The following is a 17736-nucleotide window of genomic DNA, read 5'->3' as shown; positions in this document are numbered from 1 at the left end:
TTTACCTTTACCAGTTACTCTCTGCCAAAGATCCGGCAGCAGTCGCCTCGAACTTGTTAACCTGAACAGGAATGATAAATCGATGGGAGAATGTCAACATTCTCATATACCCTGGAGTTCTAGTCCTCAAAATATCCTGCTGCAAACCATCAAACTGAACTTGCAAGCGGGCTAGACTTTCAGCCTCACCTTGAGAAGACATGTGTGCAACGAAGAAATTTTCTGTCTGTGCGAGTAGCTCTTTATTAATGGTTGAAGGGGATTGAGTCGAATATACCATTCCAATATGGAACTTTGCCCCCTCTTTAGCAAAACGGGCATATACGCCTGTGAAATCTTTGTCGTCCTTTGGAAATAGGTTATGTGCCTCTTCAAAATACAGCTGAATAAAATGATTTGCCAAATTATTATTTGTGAATTTTTGTTCTTGATGAGAAAAAACTTCTCTGGACAAAAGGTCCGAGAAATATTGGCGAATATCATCCGAGGCATTACCTAGATCAAGTATTACCGTCTTACCGCCGTCCAAAGCTCCAAGTATTTTCTGAACGAAGTGCCCTGCTTGTGGATCGTGATACATCATAAATGGGCGAAGAATCCTAGCACCACCGCCAAGAGTTGGAGAAAAAAACTCAAGAAGGGCCTCGTCATCGGGATCAAACACACCCTGAATTGCTGAATGGGTCTTATTCTGCAGCCTGAAACTTTCCACTTTCTCAAGGTGAGTCTTCAATTCATCTAAAGTTCGTGGTGACTGGTACTGCTGTTGCCCGTATACTGCTTGAATCACTGCCTGATTAAAATGGGGGTCGAAATGCGATGGTGCATTTCGGGATCCGCCTGTAAGCCCTAGCGCTCTGAGACGCTTCTCGTCTGCATTGAATCCAGCTTTCTTCAGAATCGCCCAATAAATCTGTATTCGTCGCACCGCACGGGTTCTCAGGCTACCCGGCTTCATTGCATTGACATCACCAATACTTGGCAGTTGCACACTAGAAAAGCTTCGAACATATTGAGCTGTCTGATTAGCCTGTTCTAACAGACTTCTAATTATGGGAATGCACGAATCTGGCTGCTCGTAAAAATTTAGCTTTAATGGCATAGAGGGTGTATTTGGTCTAGGAGTCAGCGCGTAGACCTCACAACGTGCTGGGTAGGCGCTACGAAGCGATTTGTTTCCATCTTGCGGATTATCATTGGCATATTCGCCGTTAATGTCAAAGATCAACTGTCCAACGCTGTTATCATCCTTTGTAGTCTCCAAAATACTTTGAGCAATGATTTTTACAACGTTACTCTTACCCAGTCTGGTTTTGCCAAACATCGCCGTCCTAAAACCACGAAAGTCGCTGGTCGATACTCTGACATTAGTATCCGGTGGCGAACTATTCGCGAACGGTAACGAACATTCTGTGAGACGAAGTTTTCCGATAGGAAACTGGTTTTCCTGTCGAACGGTACCATTTACCACCAATTCTAGCAGCTCTTTGGTAGGCGAATAGACCTTATATCTGTGCGCACTTACAATATTGTTCACATCACCGGAAAAAATAATTTTTTCAGCATCGCTTTGGTCAGGAAAAAACATCCCCAGTACGTTCGCTGACAGTGCGCCCCATTGCAGCTCACCCTTTGTCCAAATATCTAGGGCCGGCATCGATTTCTTATGGAGTTCAAAATATGTTTGCTGCACGTCACGAGACAATGGCGTCGGCGCAGTGGCTTTTACCCTCAACAGAGTAAAATGGGGCGGCATTCCTTCCAGTGAATCAGGCGCCATGATTAAAAAAGACCCTCGTGGCACGCCACCCACAGCTTTCTTGAACGGGTCGGACGTAATTATTGTCGCATCATCGAAACCGAGATCCAGAACATAACCGATAAACTTCATATCATCATATCTTCCAGCCTTCTCGTTCCGGTCTTCTTGATCAAGAAAGTCGGTCAACGCCCGAAGTGGGCTATCTTGATGTTCAGCATCACTAAAAAAACTCTTCATTGATCTTCCCCACGCTCCGCTAATACACAAGTTCTTCAGATTTTTCCGTACCGATGCTTACGAACAGATCGTGCTATGTCGACTTTCATACATGAAACCGTTTCCATACAGATCTCGAACACTTTATTTGCCCTTAGAGCCAACGCACCGCGACTCTTCGCATCTTATTAGCACATGAAAATTTTATTCTGATAAAATCATGAAACTTTTCATTGCCTTTAATGCAATCTTATAGTTATTCCACACGGTATATGACTGGCCTACAAAGACTCGATCATCCTCATCAGCCACATCAATTAAACTCTGAAAATTGGCAATTACCAAGGTTGCACCTTTCAGTTTCTCAGTTACTTTATCATAGCGGCCATTCTTGAATAGAATTAATTGTCACGTTAAAGACATTTTTCTTGTTAACTCGACACAAATCATCCCAATAAGCACTTAAAAACCAACTGAGAAGTCCTGCTGAAGAAGATGCGGTTTTAAATATCGATACACGAGACGCTTGCTAGGCTGGATCGCTGAATATGGTATTGGTCAGGTTGGTATTTGCATCCCCTATAATTGCCGATACGAAGAAAGATAGAAGAAACCGCACCACTTCCAAGAAATAGCTCGATATATCGATCTGCCAGTGTTTATTTTCTGGCTTCACCTTCTAGGATTAGTGCTAGTTTAACCTACTGAAAACAAAAACACGCTACCGCCCGGGGATAACATCCTTTCCCTGCGACAGCCCTGTCTACTTTGTACCTTCCTGTTCTATCGGCAGTCGTCTCGGCGACCTTAACCTGAGTAAACAAAACCCTGTAACGAATTGCAAAGAAAAAAGGCCTACCCTTTGGTAGACCCTTGATTCCGGTCAGCTTAGCCGCGTCAGGCGTTCTGCCTAGATGCGCCTCACTCCCACTCGATCGTCGCGGGCGGCTTGCTGCTGACGTCATACGTCACGCGGGAGACGCCGCGGATCTCGTTGATGATGCGGTTGGAGACTTTCTCCAGCAGCTCATACGGCAGGTGGGCCCAGCGTGCGGTCATGAAGTCGATGGTTTCCACGGCGCGCAGGGCGATGACCCATTCGTAGCGGCGGCCGTCGCCGACCACGCCGACTGACTTGACCGGCAGGAACACGGCGAAGGCCTGGCTGGTCTTGTGGTACCAGTCGGCGTTGTGCAGTTCCTCGATGAAGATGGCGTCGGCTTCGCGCAGGATGTCGGCGTACTCCTTCTTCACTTCGCCGAGAATGCGCACGCCCAGGCCCGGCCCCGGGAAGGGGTGGCGGTACACCATGTCGTAGGGCAGGCCGAGTTCCAGGCCGAGCTTGCGCACTTCGTCCTTGAACAGTTCGCGCAGCGGTTCCACCAGCTGCAGCTTCATGGTCTCCGGCAGGCCGCCGACGTTGTGGTGCGACTTGATCACGTGGGCCTTGCCGGTCTTGCTGGCGGCGGATTCGATCACGTCGGGGTAGATGGTGCCCTGGGCCAGGAAGTCGACGCCTTCGATCTTGCTGGCCTCTTCATCGAACACGTCGATGAAGGTGTTGCCGATGATCTTGCGCTTGGCTTCCGGGTCGTTCTCCCCTTTGAGCTTGGAGAGGAACAGTTCCTCGGCGTCCACGCGGATCACCTTCACGCCCATGTGCTGGGCGAAGGTTTCCATTACCTGGTCGCCTTCGTTCTTGCGCAGCAGGCCGTTGTCCACGAATACGCAGGTGAGCTGGTCGCCGATGGCCTTGTGCAGCAGCGCCGCCACCACGGAGGAGTCCACGCCGCCGGAGAGGCCAAGCAGCACGTGGCGGTCGCCCACCTGGTCGCGCACGCGGGCGATCTGGTCTTCGATGATGCGCGCCGGGGTCCACAGCTTCTCGGCGCCACAGATGTCCACCACGAAGTGCTCGAGGATGCGCATGCCTTGCAGGGTGTGGGTCACCTCGGGATGGAACTGCACGGCGTAGAAGCGCTTCTCCGGCCAGGTCATGGCGGCGATGGGGCAGCTGGGGGTGGAGGCGGTGACGGTGAAAGGCTCGGGGGCGCGAGCCACCTTGTCGCCGTGGCTCATCCACACGTCGAGCAGCGCCTTGCCGTCGTGGTCCACGTGGTCCTTGATGTCGCGGAACAGGTCGTCGCTGCCGTCGATCTTGACCTGGGCGTAGCCGAACTCCTGCTTGTTGGAGCCCTCCACGGCGCCGCCGAGCTGTACCGCCATGGTCTGCATGCCGTAGCAGATGCCGAACACCGGCAGGCCCATCTCGAACACGCACTCGGGCGCGCGGGGCGAGCCGGCCGCCACGGTGGATTCCGGGCCGCCGGAGAGGATGATGCCGTTGGGAGCGTATTCGCGGATCTCTTCCTCGGTGATGTCGAAGGCGCGCACTTCGGAGTACACACCGATCTCGCGCACGCGGCGGGCGATCAGCTGGGTGTACTGGGAGCCGAAGTCGAGGATGAGGATCTTGTGGGCGTGAATGTCTTGCATGAAATGGCCACCGCCGTTGTGGACTCAAGCGCCGCGGCTTGGGTCAATGTCTCTTAGAATGAAGAGGGAAGAACGAAGAAGGAAGAGACGGCCCTATCCCGCCTCTTCGCCTCCTTTCTTCCCTCTTATCTCTTCTTTCTTCCCTCTTGAGCGGGCGTTAGCCCGCCCGGTAGTTCGGCGCTTCTTTTGTAATCTGCACATCGTGAACGTGCGATTCGGCGAAGCCGGCGCCGGTGATCTTCACGAACTCCGGCTTGGTGCGCATCTCCTGGATGTCGCGGCAGCCGGTGTAGCCCATGGAGGCGCGCAGGCCGCCCATCAGCTGGTGGACGATGGCGCTCATCACGCCCTTGTAGGGCACGCGGCCTTCGATGCCTTCCGGCACCAGCTTCTCGGCGCCGGCGTCCTTGTCCTGGAAGTAGCGGTCGGCGCTGCCCTGGCTCTGGGCCATGGCGCCCATGGAGCCCATGCCGCGGTAGGCCTTGTAGGTACGGCCCTGGAACAGTTCGACTTCGCCCGGGGCTTCCTCGGTGCCGGCCAGCAGGCCGCCCACCATGATCGCGCTGGCACCGGCGGCAATGGCCTTGGCCAGGTCGCCGGAGAAGCGTACGCCACCATCGGCGATCAGCGGGATGTCGTACTCCTTGAGCGCCTCGGCGACATTGGAAACGGCGGTGATCTGCGGCACGCCCACGCCTGCCACCACGCGGGTGGTGCAAATGGAGCCGGGGCCGATGCCCACCTTCACGCCATCGGCGCCGGCCTCAGCCAGGGCGCGGGCGGCGGCGGCGGTGGCGATATTGCCGCCGATCACTTGAATGCTGGGGAAGTGCTCCTTGACCCAGGCGACGCGGTCGATCACGCCCTTGGAGTGGCCGTGGGCGGTGTCGACGATGACCACGTCCACACCGGCCTCGGCCAGGGCGGCCACGCGGTCGGGGGTCTCCGGGCCGGTACCCACTGCGGCGCCCACCAGCAGACGGCCGTCGGCGTCCTTGGCGGCGTTGGGGAAGGTGCGTGCCTTCTCGATGTCCTGGAAGGTGACCAGGCCGCGCAGGTGGAAGGCGTCGTCCACCACCAGCATCTTCTCGACCCGGTGCTCCTGCATCTTGGCCTTGATCACGTCGAGCCCGGTGCCCTCGGGCACCGTCACCAGGCGCTCACGCGGGGTCATGATATCGGCCACGCGGTCGCCGTGGTTGGGCTGGAAGCGCATGTCGCGCTCGGTCACGATCCCCACCAGGGTTTCGCCCTCTACCACCGGGAAGCCGGAGAAGCCGTACTCCTGGGCCATGGTCAGCAGGTCTTCGAGCTTGGCCTTGGGCCCGACGGTGACCGGGTCCTTGACGATCACGCTCTCGTGCTTCTTGACCTTGCGAACTTCGGCGGCCTGAGCGGTAACGCTCATGTTCTTGTGGATGATGCCGATGCCGCCTTCCTGGGCCATGGCGATGGCCAGGCGGGCTTCGGTCACGGTATCCATGGCGGCGGAAACGAGGGGGATGTTGAGGTAGAGGTTGCGGGTCAGGCGGGTCCGTAGGCTGACGTCCTTGGGCAGGACCTCCGAGTAGCCGGGTACGAGTAATACGTCGTCGAACGTAAGAGCTTCTTGGGCCATACGTAACATAGTCGGCAACACCCAGTGCTGGTGGGGAAGTGGGGGAAAGTTAATCGACCATTATAGCGCCCGGCCCAATGCCCGGGCAATGCGAGTCCTCGCTCCCGGTTCCAGTTTGCGACGGGGTTGGACGGGCTTTCGCCCAATCCTAATTACCCTTCGAAACAGTCCGAAACCGACTTTGACTTACAGCGGCAGGAACGTGATCTAGCTTGATGAGTGCACGACGGGTCCACTCACGGACAGGAGTGACGACATGAACTGGGACCAGATCGAAGGCAAATGGAAGGAACTCAAGGGAAGAGCCCGTTCCAGCTGGGGCGAACTCAGCGACGACGAGCTGGACCGGATTGGTGGCAAGAAAGACGAGCTGATCGGTCGTATCCAGCAGCGCTATGGCCTGGAGCGCGAGGAAGCGGAACGCCAGGTCGACGATTGGGCGCGAAATCTGTAAACGGTTCCCTCAGGCGCAACGCCTAGGTCCAAGGAAGACAGTCTTAAGGAGAGAGAAAATGCAGAAGCGTGCACTTACTATCGCAATCACCGCCATCGCAGGCAGCCTCGCTCTTGGTACTCAAGCCGTTGCACAGGACGACCCGCAAGCGGCACAGGGCCTCTATTCCGCCGATGACATCATCGGTGCCGATGTCTACCACGCCAACGACCCCGACGAGGAAGTCGGCAACGTCGAGAACATCCTGCTGGATGACCAGGGCCAGGTGAGCGCCCTGATCGTCAATGCCGGTGGCCTGTGGGGCATGGGCGGCGACGAGGTAGTCGTCGGTATCGAGCATTTCACCATGGAAACCGACCGTGACGACGATGGTGTCTTCGGTCAGGACGACGTGACTCACCGTATCCTGGTCGATGCCAGCGAGGATGAGCTCGAGAACTTCCCCGAATACGACGAGCAGTGGTTCAACGATGAGCGCGAGCGTCGCGCCGCTGAGCAGGATCGCGAAGGTGTGTGGCAGACCACCGGTACCGCCGGCACCGGCGCCGTGGGTGACGACGGCGACACCGCCTTCCGCGACGGCGAAGCCGGTGGCGACGTGGTCGGCGACACCGACGGTGTGAACGACAACGGCGACGACGCCGAGTACACCGATGAGGACATCGAGGACGATTTCGACTGAATCATTTGATTGCCCCTCCCCATGACGCAACTTGCGCCGGGTCTCCCCGGCGCTTTTTTCGTCTGGCGCCGGGCCGCTCTCCCGACTGCGCACCCGGCCATGCCAGCCCTACCATGCTAGAGTGTGGCTTTCCGCCAGTTCGCTGGCATTCACAGGCCCAGGGATCGCCGCATGACCCACTCCACCGATACCGCGCTTTCCGTCAGCGAAGTGAACCGCCGCGCCCGGCTGCTGCTCGAGCAGGGCATCGGCGAGGTATGGGTCGAGGGCGAGCTTTCCGGGGTCTCGCGGCCGGCCTCGGGGCATGTCTACTTCACGCTCAAGGACAGCTCGGCGCAGCTGCGCTGTGCGCTGTTCCGCAACCGCGCGCGCTTCGTCGCGGCCCCCATGCGCGACGGCGACCGCGTGCGGGTGCGCGGGCGGGTATCGCTGTTCGAGCCGCGCGGCGACTACCAGCTGATCGCCGAGGCGGTGCAGCCGGCTGGCGAAGGCGAACTGCTGCTCGCACTCGAACGGCTCAAGCAGCGGCTCGCCGCCGAGGGCGTGTTCGCCAACTCGCGCCCCTTGCCCTGCCCGCCCCGCCACCTGCTGGTACTCACCTCGCCCAGCGGCGCGGCGATCCGCGACGTGCTGGCGGTGCTCGCCGCGCGCTGGCCGCTGGCCCGGGTCACGCTGATCGCCGTGCCCGTGCAGGGTCGCGAGGCGGCCCCGGCGCTGATCGCCGCGCTGGGGCTGCTCAACCGCCAGCAGGCGCTGGACCCAGCCCGCGACGTGATCCTGATCACCCGTGGCGGCGGCAGCCTGGAGGACCTGTGGGCGTTCAACGACGAGCACCTGGCGCGGGCGATCTTCCATTCGCGCCTGCCGGTGATGTCGGCGGTGGGTCACGAGGTCGATATCACCCTGTCGGACCTGGCCGCCGACGTGCGCGCCCCCACGCCCTCCGCCGCCGCCGAAATGCTGGTACCGGATCGCCGTGACCTGACACGCCGCCTGGTCGGGCTGGAGCGCCAGCTTTCGCGCTGTGCCCAGGCGCGACTCGAGCGCGAGGGCCAGCGGCTGGATCATCTGCGCGCACGGCTACGCCACCCCGGCGAGGTATTGACCCGCCAGCGCCAAACGCTGGGCGAACTGGAAGCCCGCCTGCAACGGGCCATGCACGCACGATTGATGGCGGAACGCCGGCAGTTGGGCCATCTGCAGCGGCGCATGGCGAGCTGCCATCCGGGGCGCGAAGTCGAGCGAGCGGCAAACCGTTTGACCAAGGCACGGACGCGCCTCGAGCAGGCCATGCAGCGCGACATGGCACGCCAGCGCGAACGCCTGGCCGGGCTGGCGCGGCAGCTACAGGCGGTCAGCCCGCTGGCGGTACTGGGGCGCGGCTACGCCATCCTGCAGGACGATTCGGGCAAGGTGATGCGGCGGGCCGCCGACACCCAGCCCGGCCAGGCACTGACGGCCCGGCTGGGGGAAGGGCGCCTGAGAGTGGAAGTGAAGCGTCGCCTGAAATGAAGAGAGCGCCTGCGGAGGCGCTCTCGAAGGCAGGTTGGCGGGCGTCACTCCGGCTTGAAGGTGCTCGGCTCCAGCTCGTGGCGGGCCAGCAGCTTGTAGAAGTCGGTGCGGTTGCGCCCGGCGATGCGTGCCGCCTGGGTCACGTTGCCCTCGGTGATCTTAAGCACCTTGACCAGATAGCTGCGCTCGAACCCGGCACGAGCGTCGTTGAAGGTCGGCAGCGCGCAGTCTTCCGCGGCCAGCGCCTGGGCCACCAGGGCCTCGGGGATCATTGGCGAACGGGTCAGCGCCACGCACTGCTCCACCACGTTGACCAGCTGGCGCACGTTGCCGGGCCAGGCGCTGGTGGCCAGCAGGTTGAGCGCCTCCGGCGAGAACCCTTTGACGAACGGCTTGTGCCTCTCCGCCGCCTGGGCCACCAGGTGACGCGCCAGCAGCGGCACGTCCTCGGCGCGATCCTTCAGCGCCGGCAGCTTCAGGTTGACCACGTTGAGGCGATAGAAGAAGTCCTCGCGGAACTCGCCCTGGTGCATCGCCTGGCTGAGGTCGCGGTGAGTGGCGGAGAGAATGCGCACGTTGACCGGGATCGACTGGGTCGAGCCCAGCGGACGAATCTGGCGCTCCTGCAGCGCACGCAGCAGCTTGACCTGCAGCGGCAGCGGCATGTCGCCGATCTCGTCGAGGAACAGGGTGCCGCCGTCGGCCGCCTGGAACAGGCCCTTGTGGTCGCTCACCGCGCCGGTGAAGGCACCCTTGGAGTGTCCGAAGAGTTCGCTTTCCAGCAGTTGCTCGGGCAGCGCGCCGCAGTTGATCGCCACGAACGGCTTGCTGGCCCGCGGGCTGGCGTCGTGAATGGCCCGCGCCAGCAGTTCCTTGCCGGAGCCGGAGGGGCCGGTGATCAGCACGCTGACGTCCGATGCGGCCACCATGCGTGCCTGCTCCAGCACCCGCTCCATTTCGGGGCTGCGGGTGATGATGCTGGCGCGCCAGGCGTCGCTCTCGGCGCTGCTGCCGGACGGCGTGTGGGTCAGCGCCTCGTCGATGGCGCTGAACAGTTCGTCGCGGTCCACCGGCTTGGTGAGGAAGCTGAATACACCCTGCTGGGTGGCGCTGACGGCGTCGGGGATGGAGCCATGGGCGGTCAGGATGATGACCGGCAGCCCCGGCACTTCGCGCTGGATCGCCTGGAACAGGGCGAGGCCGTCCATCTCGTCCATGCGCAGGTCGGAGAGCACGATGTCGGGGCGCTCGGCCTCTAGCCGGCGCAGCGCCTCGGCACCGCTTTCGGCGGTGGTCACCCGGTAGCCGCGACTCTCCAGGCGCATGCCCAGCAGACGCAACAGGCTGACGTCGTCGTCGACCAGCAAAACATGAGCATTGCCTGACTTCGCACCCGAGGTGCGAGCCGCGGACCTGCGCGTCTCATTCCTGCGTGTATCGGTCAATCGAGCCGCTTCCATCACGTCCATCTCCCTTCATCGCTCAGGGCGATTGCTGTCGCAGGTTCATGTTCTGCTCGATGGCGGTAAGCGCTTCGAGCTTTTCGGCAAGCTCGGCGTTCTCTTGTTGCAGTGAAGCCACCTGAGCACGTGCATTCGATCCCTGGCTTGACAGGGACCGCCGCCCCTCCAGTTCGTTGCGCCAGTAGCGCAGCAGCGGTTGCAGGTCGGCCGGCGCAGCATGCGTATACTCCTGGTAGAGTTCCGCGGCCTGCCGCCATTCACTCTCGTTGCCCCAGGCCAGTGTCACGGCGCGGGCCAGTTCCCGCTCGGCCTCGCTTCTGCCCGGCGCGGCATCGAGCTGCATCATGGCCTGGCTGCGCCACTCCCTGTCGCCGCGCTGCGAGGCCAGGCCAAAGGCTACCCAGTTGTGCAGCAGGCAGGCTTCGTCCTCGAACGTCGGCTCTCCGGCATGGCAGGCTACTGCTTCCGGCGTCTCCTCCGCTTCCGTCCCGAGCATGGCGTTCTCGGGTAGTAACTCGCAGCCGCCCAGAAGGACGGCTAGTCCACCAATCGTCAGGGCCCTTCTCGTACCGGTTCTTGCACGGGTTGCTGCACTGGTTCTGTTTCTTGTACCGAAGATCTCGGTCCCCTTCATCGTTTCTCGCTCCTTGCGTCAATGCCCAGTTCGACGGGCCCGATCTTATTATCATCTCTGGTCAAGGGCACCGCCTGACGCGGCAGCGTCAGGCGGAAGCACACGTCGAACTCCCTGTCTTCGATCAGTGTCAAGCCACCGCTCTGGATGCGCGCGCAGTCGGCGGCCACCGAAAGCCCGATGCCCGAGCCCTTGAGCGGCCCCTTGCGCCGCGAACGGCCCTGGTAGAAGGGCTCGAACAGCCGTGGGCGATCATGCTCGTCGATGGGTTCGCCGGTATTGGCGACATCGAGAATGAGGTTATCGCGTCCGGCATGGGCGCGGATCAACAGCTCGCCGCCGTCCTCGCCGTAGGCAATGGCGTTGGAAACCAGGTTATCGAGAATGCGGCCCACGGCGGTGCGATCCACCACCCACTCCAGCGGACCGTCAAAGGCGGTCACCCGCATGCCTTTGTTCTCCAGCGCCAGGCGGTGCTTGGCCAGTGTAGTCTTGACTAGCGTCGCCAGGTCCACCTGCGTGAGGGTGATGCGCTGGTTGTGCTGCAGTAGGTTGTAGTCGAGCAACTGTTCGATCAGCCGCTGTAGTTCGCGGCCGCTGGAGTCGATCAGTGACAGGATCTCGCGCTGGCGCGGCGTCATTTCGCCCGCCACACCGTCGGCCAGCAGCGCAGAACCTTCGCGCACGCTGGCCAGCGGCGTCTTGAGCTCATGAGACATGTGGCGCAGGAATTGCTGCTTCTGCGCCTCGAGATCGCTGAGCCGCGTCGAGAGCCAGTCGAGCCGGTCGCCGAGCTGAACCAGCTCGGCGGGTCCCTGGATGGTGTCGCGATCGTTGGTTTCCACGCCGCTGCCGATACTGAGGATACGGCGCTCCAGCTGGCGCACCGGGCGAATGATCAGCCAGCTGAACAGCAGCATGAGCAACAGGCTGGCCGACACCAGTGCCGTGGTCTGCAACCACAGCCGCGACTGTACGTCCTGCGCCCGGGCGCTGATCATTTCGATGGTGGCGTCGATCTGGCGATTGGTGGCCCGTCGCATCGATTCGGTGTGTTCGGCGAAGGGCACGAATAGCGCCAGCCAGACGTCGAGTTCCTCGGCATCCAGCTCCGGCAGCTGCGAAAGCAGCAGCAGCTGTTCCTCCAGGGCCAGAACGTCGGGATCGTTGGGCAGGAAGCGGCGCTGCTGCGCCAGCAGTTCCTGGAATTCGGAATGCCGCTCGGCATAGAGTTCGAGCAGGCTCTCCTGCTCTAGCACCGCATACTGGCGCGCGCTGCGCTCCATCTCGACGGCGAGGTTGCCCAGTACGCGGGCACGCCGGCTCTCTTCCACCGCCTGGCGTGCGCTGACGTCCGCCAGGCGCGAAAGCTCGGAAAGCGCCTGGCCGGCCTGATACATCAGGACTCCCAGCGGTAACATGACGACAAGAAATGCCAACAGTACGAGCTGCAGCAATGAGCGTGGACGCCAGCGGCGCGAGACCCGTTTGGTCATGACCAATGTTCTATTCAGGAGAGGGTAAGAAACCACCATGGCACGTACCTGAAGGATAACAGAGTTCCACGCTCAACTAACGTCCCGTTCTAGTTTCCTGGCGGAAAAAAAAGAGGCCGGCTGGTGCCGGCCCAAGTACGCAGGGAACTGAAGGGGTTGAAAATATGGGCATCGTTCGCCTGGTCGAGCCATGTCCCATACTTTCAGCGGGCCCGAAGGCCCCCGAAGCCCCGTTGCCGACCCTATGCCACCAGGAGCTGCCGGTACGGGTGAGCGGCAAGCCGCTCTGCTTCGTGCTCTGCTTGCCACCATCGCTGCGTGATACACGCCAGCGCTGGGGCCGAATTCGATCCCCCGAAGGGGATGAGGCATCCTTGCCAGGGCATCCTTGCCCATCTGGTACCTTTCCTTGCCTATCGGCGGTACCCGTCTCATCGCAACCTAAGTTACACATCGCGGAGCGAACGTCGATCGTCTCGATGCCCGGGTTGCACAGGGCATGGGGGGGTGGTGGTCCCCGAGCTTCTCGACGATCTGAAGTGATTCGAGCCGTTTGAATCACTTCATTCGTTGCTCACCTAGTATAGTGCCAGGAGCATGCCAAGAATCTTGGCATCTCATAAAATTCAAATAGTTATATCGAATCAAAAGTTGGCACATCGATACCGGACGGCAAAACAGGGATAAAAGCGCAAAACAACCCGACATTTCGTCATCGTTTGGCGACACCTTTTTCAAGGCTTTATTGCATGGCATGCAAAAACAACGAGTTATCGTGTTGCTTTTTTGAGACAAGATGGAAAGCAGCGTTGCTCCAAAGCGACAGCCGCCGTCCGAAGCCAGGCTTCGAACGGCGGCGGCAGGCTTGGCAGCGCCTCATGCGAGGGGTTTGACGAGGATCTTCGACTTGCGGGCGTGGTTGTAGGTGTCGCGCCGCAGCGGCGGCAGCGACTCGATATCCGCAGGGCGAAAGCCGTGCTCGACGAACCAGTGTGCGGTATGGGTGGTCAGCACGAACAACGAAGCAAGCCCAAGCCGGCGCGCCCGCCGCTCGATTCCCGAGAGCAACAGCGAGCCGCGCGCTCCGCCGCGGTAGTCGACATGGATGGCCAGGCAGGCCAGCTCGCCCATCTCGGCCTCGGCAAAGCGATGCAACGCCGCGCAGCCGATAACCATGCCATCCCGCTCGATGACCAGGTAGTCGTCGATCTCGTGCTCCAGGCGCTCGCGGGAGCGCGGCACCAGCATGCCGCGACGCTCCAGCGGTTCCAACAGCTCCAGCAGGCCGCCGATATCGCCGAGTTCGGCCGGGCGCAGCTGCTCATAGCGATGCCGGGTGATCATGGTGCCGACGCCGTCGCGGGTGAACAGCTCGCCCAGCAAGGCATCGTGGTCGTGCCATGAGAGCAGGTGCGTGCGAGCCACGCCGTTGCGCGCGGCGGCGCAGGCCGCGGCGATGTGGCGTGCCTGCTCGCTGCCCGGCTCGGCCTGGTTCAGCAGCGGTTCGGCCTCGTCGGGCGTGAGCTGGCGCTGCATGGCACCGTTCTCGTCGTAGAGCCCGGCCGCCTCGCCCAGCAGGATCAGCTTGTCGGCGGCCAGCGCCATGGCCGCGTGCTGGGCCACCTCGGCGGCGTCCAGGTCGAACACTTCACCGGTGCTGGAAAAGCCCAGCGGCGGCAGCAACACCAGCGAGCCGCGGTCGAGCAGCCCCTGCACCGCCGAGACCCGCACCCGGCGCACCTCGCCGCTATGGTCGTAGTCGACGCCTTCGCGTACGCCCAGCGGTTTGGCCATTACCAGGTTGCCGGAAACGGCGGTCAGCTCCACCCCATGCAGCGGGGTGTTGGGCAGCCCCAACGACAGCCGCGCCTCGAGCCACAGCCGCTGCTCGGCGGCCACCCGCTCGACACAGGTCATGATCGCCTCGTCCGCCACCCAGCGCCCATTGTGGCGCTGCGGCACGATCTTCGCCTCGGCGAGCGCCTGCTCCACCTGGGGGCGAATGCCGAATACCACCACCAGGCGTACCCCGAGGGTATGCAGCAGCGCCAGGTCCTGGATCAACTGCTCGCCTCGGCCTCGCGCCATGGCCTCGCCCTCGATCAGGATCACGAAGGTTCGGCCCCGATGCGCATTGATATAGGGCGAGGAATTGCGGAACCAGTCGACGAAGGGGAAACGAGTGTCCAAGGCCGCTCTCCGGCAGCAGGTGAAAAAGGAGGGTGTCTTATATTCGACTATATCAGAGCGACGAAAACGGCGGCACCACTGCCGTGGTACCGCCGATTCGGGCTTCGGGCTTCGGGCTTCGGGCTTCGGGCAGATTATGCTCCTTCCCTGGCTCGTGGCTCGTGGCTCGCGTCTTGCCCTTACCCGAAAATTCCCTTGAACATAAAGAAGAACATGATCGCCAGGCCCGCTCCGGCCGGCAGGGTGATCAGCCACGACATGACGATGGTGCCGATCACCCGCATGTTGAGCGCCGCCATGCCGCGCGCCAGCCCCACACCCAGCACCGCACCGACCAGGGTGTGAGTGGTGGAGATCGGCAGCCCGGTACCCGAGGCCAGCACCACGGTGGTAGCGGCAGCCAGGGTGGCGGCAAAGCCGCGGCTGGGAGTCAGCTCGGTGATGCCGGTACCCACGGTGGCGATCACCTTGTGGCCATAGGTAACCAGGCCGGCGACGATACCGCCACCGCCGAGAATCAGCACCCACCAGGGCACCAGCGCAGCGGAATCGATGACGCCGTCGCTGCGCACCACGCTGATCACCGCCGCCAGCGGGCCAACCGCGTTGGCCACGTCGTTGGAGCCATGGGCGAAGGCCATGGCGCAGGCGGTGAAGATCATCAGCACGCCGAAGACGCGCTCCACGCTGCCGTAGCCGAACTGGTCGCCGATACGCCGCTCGCCCTTGACGCGGTTCTCCATGATGATGCCGATGCCCATGATGCCGATGCCCAGCAGCACCGAGAGCATGAAGCTCTGGCCGAAGGTGAAGTCCAGCCCCACATGGGAGAGCCCCTTGGTCAGGGTTACCATGGAGACGATGAAGCCGACCAGGAAGATATAGAACGGCACGGTACGCTTGGCCGCGGCGAAGGGATCCTTGGCCTCGAAGATCAGGTACTGCACTGACTTGAACAGCAGGAAGGAGATGGTGCCGGCCAACAGCGGCGAGACCACCCAGCTCGAGGCGATGGTACCGACCCGGTTCCAGGCCACGGCCTCCATGCCCAGCCCTACCGCACCAAAGCCGACGATGGCGCCGACGATGGAGTGAGTGGTGGAAACCGGCCAGCCCTTGGCCGAGGCGATCAGCAACCATAGGGCGGCGGCGAGCAGGGCCGAGAGCATGCCATAGACGAGCAGCTCGGGGTTGGCCTGCAGTAACACTGGATCGACGATACCGCCGCGGATGGTGGCGGTGACCTCGCCGCCGGCCAGCCAGGCGCCGAGGAACTCGAAGACCACGGCGATGATGATCGCCTGCTTGATGGTGATGGCCTTGGAGCCCACCGAGGTGCCCATGGCGTTGGCGACGTCGTTGGCGCCCACGCCCCAGGCCATGAAGAAGCCGAAGAGGCAGGCCAGGATGATGAAGATTTCACCGTGCTGCGCAATGATCGACATAGGGGTTGGTTCCTATGTGGCTGTCGGGTTATGGGCACATCGCCCCGGGATCGCCGGTGGCGGTGTCCTACCGGGCAGTGAGTATCTGCAGGCGGCTGCCGACGCGTTCGGCACGGTCGGAGAGCTCCCCGACCCAATCGATAATCTTGTAGAGGAAGACCACATCCACCGGCTTGAGCCGATCCTCGAGATCGAAGAGCAGGCGGCGGATAGCGATCTGCTGTTGATCGGCCTGCTGCTCGAGAATGTGCAACTCACGGATCAGGTTGAGCATCACGTCGGAGGCGTGGCGACCGAAGCCCGACTCGAGCAGGTCCTGCAGCTCTTCCAGGGCCTGGCGCGCCTGGGCCACGCAGGCTACGGCAGTGTGCATGTAGTCGCGCATAGGCTGGGCCAGCTCGCTGGGAACCTGCATGCGGCGCCCGAGCATGATGCCGGTGATGTCACGCACCTTGTTGGCGATCTTGTCCTGTACGGTGATCAGGTCGAGAAGGTCGGTGCGGGAAACGGGCAGAAACAGCGTATTGGGCAGGTTGAGGCGAAGCTCGGTCTTGAGGCTGTCGGCCTCGTGCTCCAGCCGCGTGATGGTTTCGCGGATCTTGGCGGCTTCTTCCCAGTCGCCCGTGAGCGAAGCCTCGAAGAAAGGCAGCAGCTGGTCGGCACACTCGTTGGCCTTGGCGATATGGGCCAGCAGGGGCTGGAACGGCGAGCGGCCGAACATCGCCGAAAAGGGGTTGGGTTTGACCATGGCGTAGGATGCGCTTGTGAAATGGCGGCGCCAGTATAAAGAATGGCACCCTGTCACGTCATGGAAATATTCGCGTCATGCGTTTGGCCCGGCCGCGGGGGCCCAATCTAGGTAGTCCAACCCAGGTAGAAAGTAGGAAAAGGAAAGCAGGAAGAGACATGAGCCATGAGATCGAGATGAAGCTGGCCCTGGGCGAGACCGGCCCGGAACGGCTGCTGCAGCACCCCTTCCTGCGCAGCGGGGTGGACGAGGCCCAGCGCCTGGCCAATACCTACTTCGACACGCCCGCGGGCGAGTTGGAGACGGCGCGCATGGCACTGCGCTTGCGCCGCCGCAACGACGATTGGGTACAGACCCTCAAGACCAGCGGCGAAGGCAGCGGCGGCTACAGCCGTCGGCGCGAATGGGAATGGCCGGTGGCGGGCGGCAGCCTCGACCGCACCGGGCTCGCCGCCCTGCCCCCCATGGCCGCACTGGGCGAGGAGGTGCTGGCGCGCCTCGAACCGCGCTTCGCCACCGATTTCGAGCGCCGCGCCTGGCATCTGGAGCTGGCCGAGGCCACCATCGAGGTGGCGCTGGACCAGGGTGAGATTCGTGCCGCTGGCCGCCGCGTGCCGATCCATGAGCTGGAGCTGGAACTCAAGGACGGCGACCCACAGGCGCTGTGGAGCCTGGCGCTGGCCTTCGCCGAGACGGTGCCCCTGCGCCCCGCCGATGCCAGCAAGGCCGTTCGCGGCAGCGCCCTGCTCAGCGGCCAGTGGAAGCTGCCCGAGGGCACGGCGGAAAACGAGCGGCTGCATCGCGCCATCCTGGCCCTGGACGCCTTCACCGATACCGGCGACGATGCCTGGAAAGCCACGGCCAGGGAGGCGCTGGAGGTGCTGGCTGCGGAGGGCAACGCCGAGGCCAGCCAGCTTGCCGCCATGCTGGAGCGAGCCGACTGGCTCGATCTCGACTTCGGCCGCACGTCGCTGCGGCTGGCGCATCGCCTGGCGTCCTCATGAAGGCAGCGGGAGCCAA

Annotated in this window: 13 protein-coding genes; 4 read left to right on the top strand and 9 right to left on the bottom strand. The window is 61.9% G+C overall.

Annotated features, from left to right (window positions below; all coding sequences use genetic code 11):
- Positions 1–7: 7 nt before the first annotated feature.
- From EKK97_RS03645 to guaB, 3 genes are all read right to left on the bottom strand, one after another.
- Complete coding sequence (locus EKK97_RS03645; protein WP_159549196.1) at positions 8–1999, bottom strand: ATP-binding protein; 1992 nt, start codon at positions 1997–1999, stop codon at positions 8–10.
- 900 nt (positions 2000–2899) lie between these two features.
- Complete coding sequence (gene guaA, locus EKK97_RS03640) at positions 2900–4474, bottom strand: glutamine-hydrolyzing GMP synthase (protein WP_159549193.1); 1575 nt, start codon at positions 4472–4474, stop codon at positions 2900–2902.
- A 157-nt stretch (positions 4475–4631) separates the two neighbouring features.
- Positions 4632–6101 (bottom strand): IMP dehydrogenase, encoded by a 1470-nt coding sequence (gene guaB, locus EKK97_RS03635; RefSeq protein ID WP_159549190.1) that lies wholly within the window; start codon positions 6099–6101, stop codon positions 4632–4634.
- 247 nt (positions 6102–6348) lie between these two features.
- Between guaB and EKK97_RS03630 the strand changes: the two genes are divergently transcribed.
- From EKK97_RS03630 to xseA, 3 genes are all read left to right on the top strand, one after another.
- Positions 6349–6546, top strand: coding sequence for a CsbD family protein (locus EKK97_RS03630; RefSeq protein ID WP_159549187.1), 198 nt, complete (start codon positions 6349–6351; stop codon positions 6544–6546).
- 58 nt (positions 6547–6604) lie between these two features.
- The gene (locus tag EKK97_RS03625; protein ID WP_159549184.1) at positions 6605–7228 is read left to right on the top strand and encodes a PRC-barrel domain-containing protein; all 624 of its coding nucleotides are present in this window, start codon (positions 6605–6607) and stop codon (positions 7226–7228) included.
- A gap of 171 nt (positions 7229–7399) precedes the next feature.
- A complete protein-coding gene (gene xseA, locus EKK97_RS03620) occupies positions 7400–8740 on the top strand; it encodes an exodeoxyribonuclease VII large subunit (RefSeq protein WP_159549181.1) in 1341 nt (446 codons plus the stop codon).
- Positions 8741–8784: 44 nt separating this feature from the next.
- On the opposite strand, the gene glrR is transcribed toward xseA, so the two are convergent.
- The 6 genes from glrR to EKK97_RS03590 form a co-directional block, all read right to left on the bottom strand.
- On the bottom strand, positions 8785–10065 hold the full coding sequence (glrR, locus tag EKK97_RS03615) for a two-component system response regulator GlrR (RefSeq protein ID WP_234286654.1): 1281 nt from the start codon (positions 10063–10065) through the stop codon (positions 8785–8787).
- 157 nt (positions 10066–10222) lie between these two features.
- A complete protein-coding gene (locus tag EKK97_RS03610; RefSeq protein WP_159549175.1) occupies positions 10223–10699 on the bottom strand; it encodes a hypothetical protein in 477 nt (158 codons plus the stop codon).
- Positions 10700–10833: 134 nt separating this feature from the next.
- On the bottom strand, positions 10834–12333 hold the full coding sequence (locus tag EKK97_RS03605) for a sensor histidine kinase (protein ID WP_159549172.1): 1500 nt from the start codon (positions 12331–12333) through the stop codon (positions 10834–10836).
- An 876-nt stretch (positions 12334–13209) separates the two neighbouring features.
- The gene (argA, locus tag EKK97_RS03600; RefSeq protein WP_159549169.1) at positions 13210–14523 is read right to left on the bottom strand and encodes an amino-acid N-acetyltransferase; all 1314 of its coding nucleotides are present in this window, start codon (positions 14521–14523) and stop codon (positions 13210–13212) included.
- Positions 14524–14702: 179 nt separating this feature from the next.
- Entirely contained in the window at positions 14703–15968 is a 1266-nt protein-coding gene (locus EKK97_RS03595) for an inorganic phosphate transporter (protein ID WP_159549166.1), read from the bottom strand.
- Between the two features lie 67 nt (positions 15969–16035).
- Positions 16036–16716, bottom strand: a complete 681-nt coding sequence (locus EKK97_RS03590) for a TIGR00153 family protein (RefSeq protein ID WP_159549163.1) — start codon at positions 16714–16716, stop codon at positions 16036–16038.
- 158 nt (positions 16717–16874) lie between these two features.
- On the opposite strand from EKK97_RS03590, the gene EKK97_RS03585 reads away from it, so the two are divergent.
- Positions 16875–17720, top strand: coding sequence for a CYTH domain-containing protein (locus tag EKK97_RS03585; RefSeq protein ID WP_159549160.1), 846 nt, complete (start codon positions 16875–16877; stop codon positions 17718–17720).
- Positions 17721–17736 lie beyond the last annotated feature (16 nt).

The sequence above is a fragment of the Billgrantia tianxiuensis genome (assembly GCF_009834345.1).
GTDB classification, from domain to species: domain Bacteria; phylum Pseudomonadota; class Gammaproteobacteria; order Pseudomonadales; family Halomonadaceae; genus Halomonas; species Halomonas tianxiuensis.
This window is presented reverse-complemented; position numbering and strand designations above follow the sequence as displayed.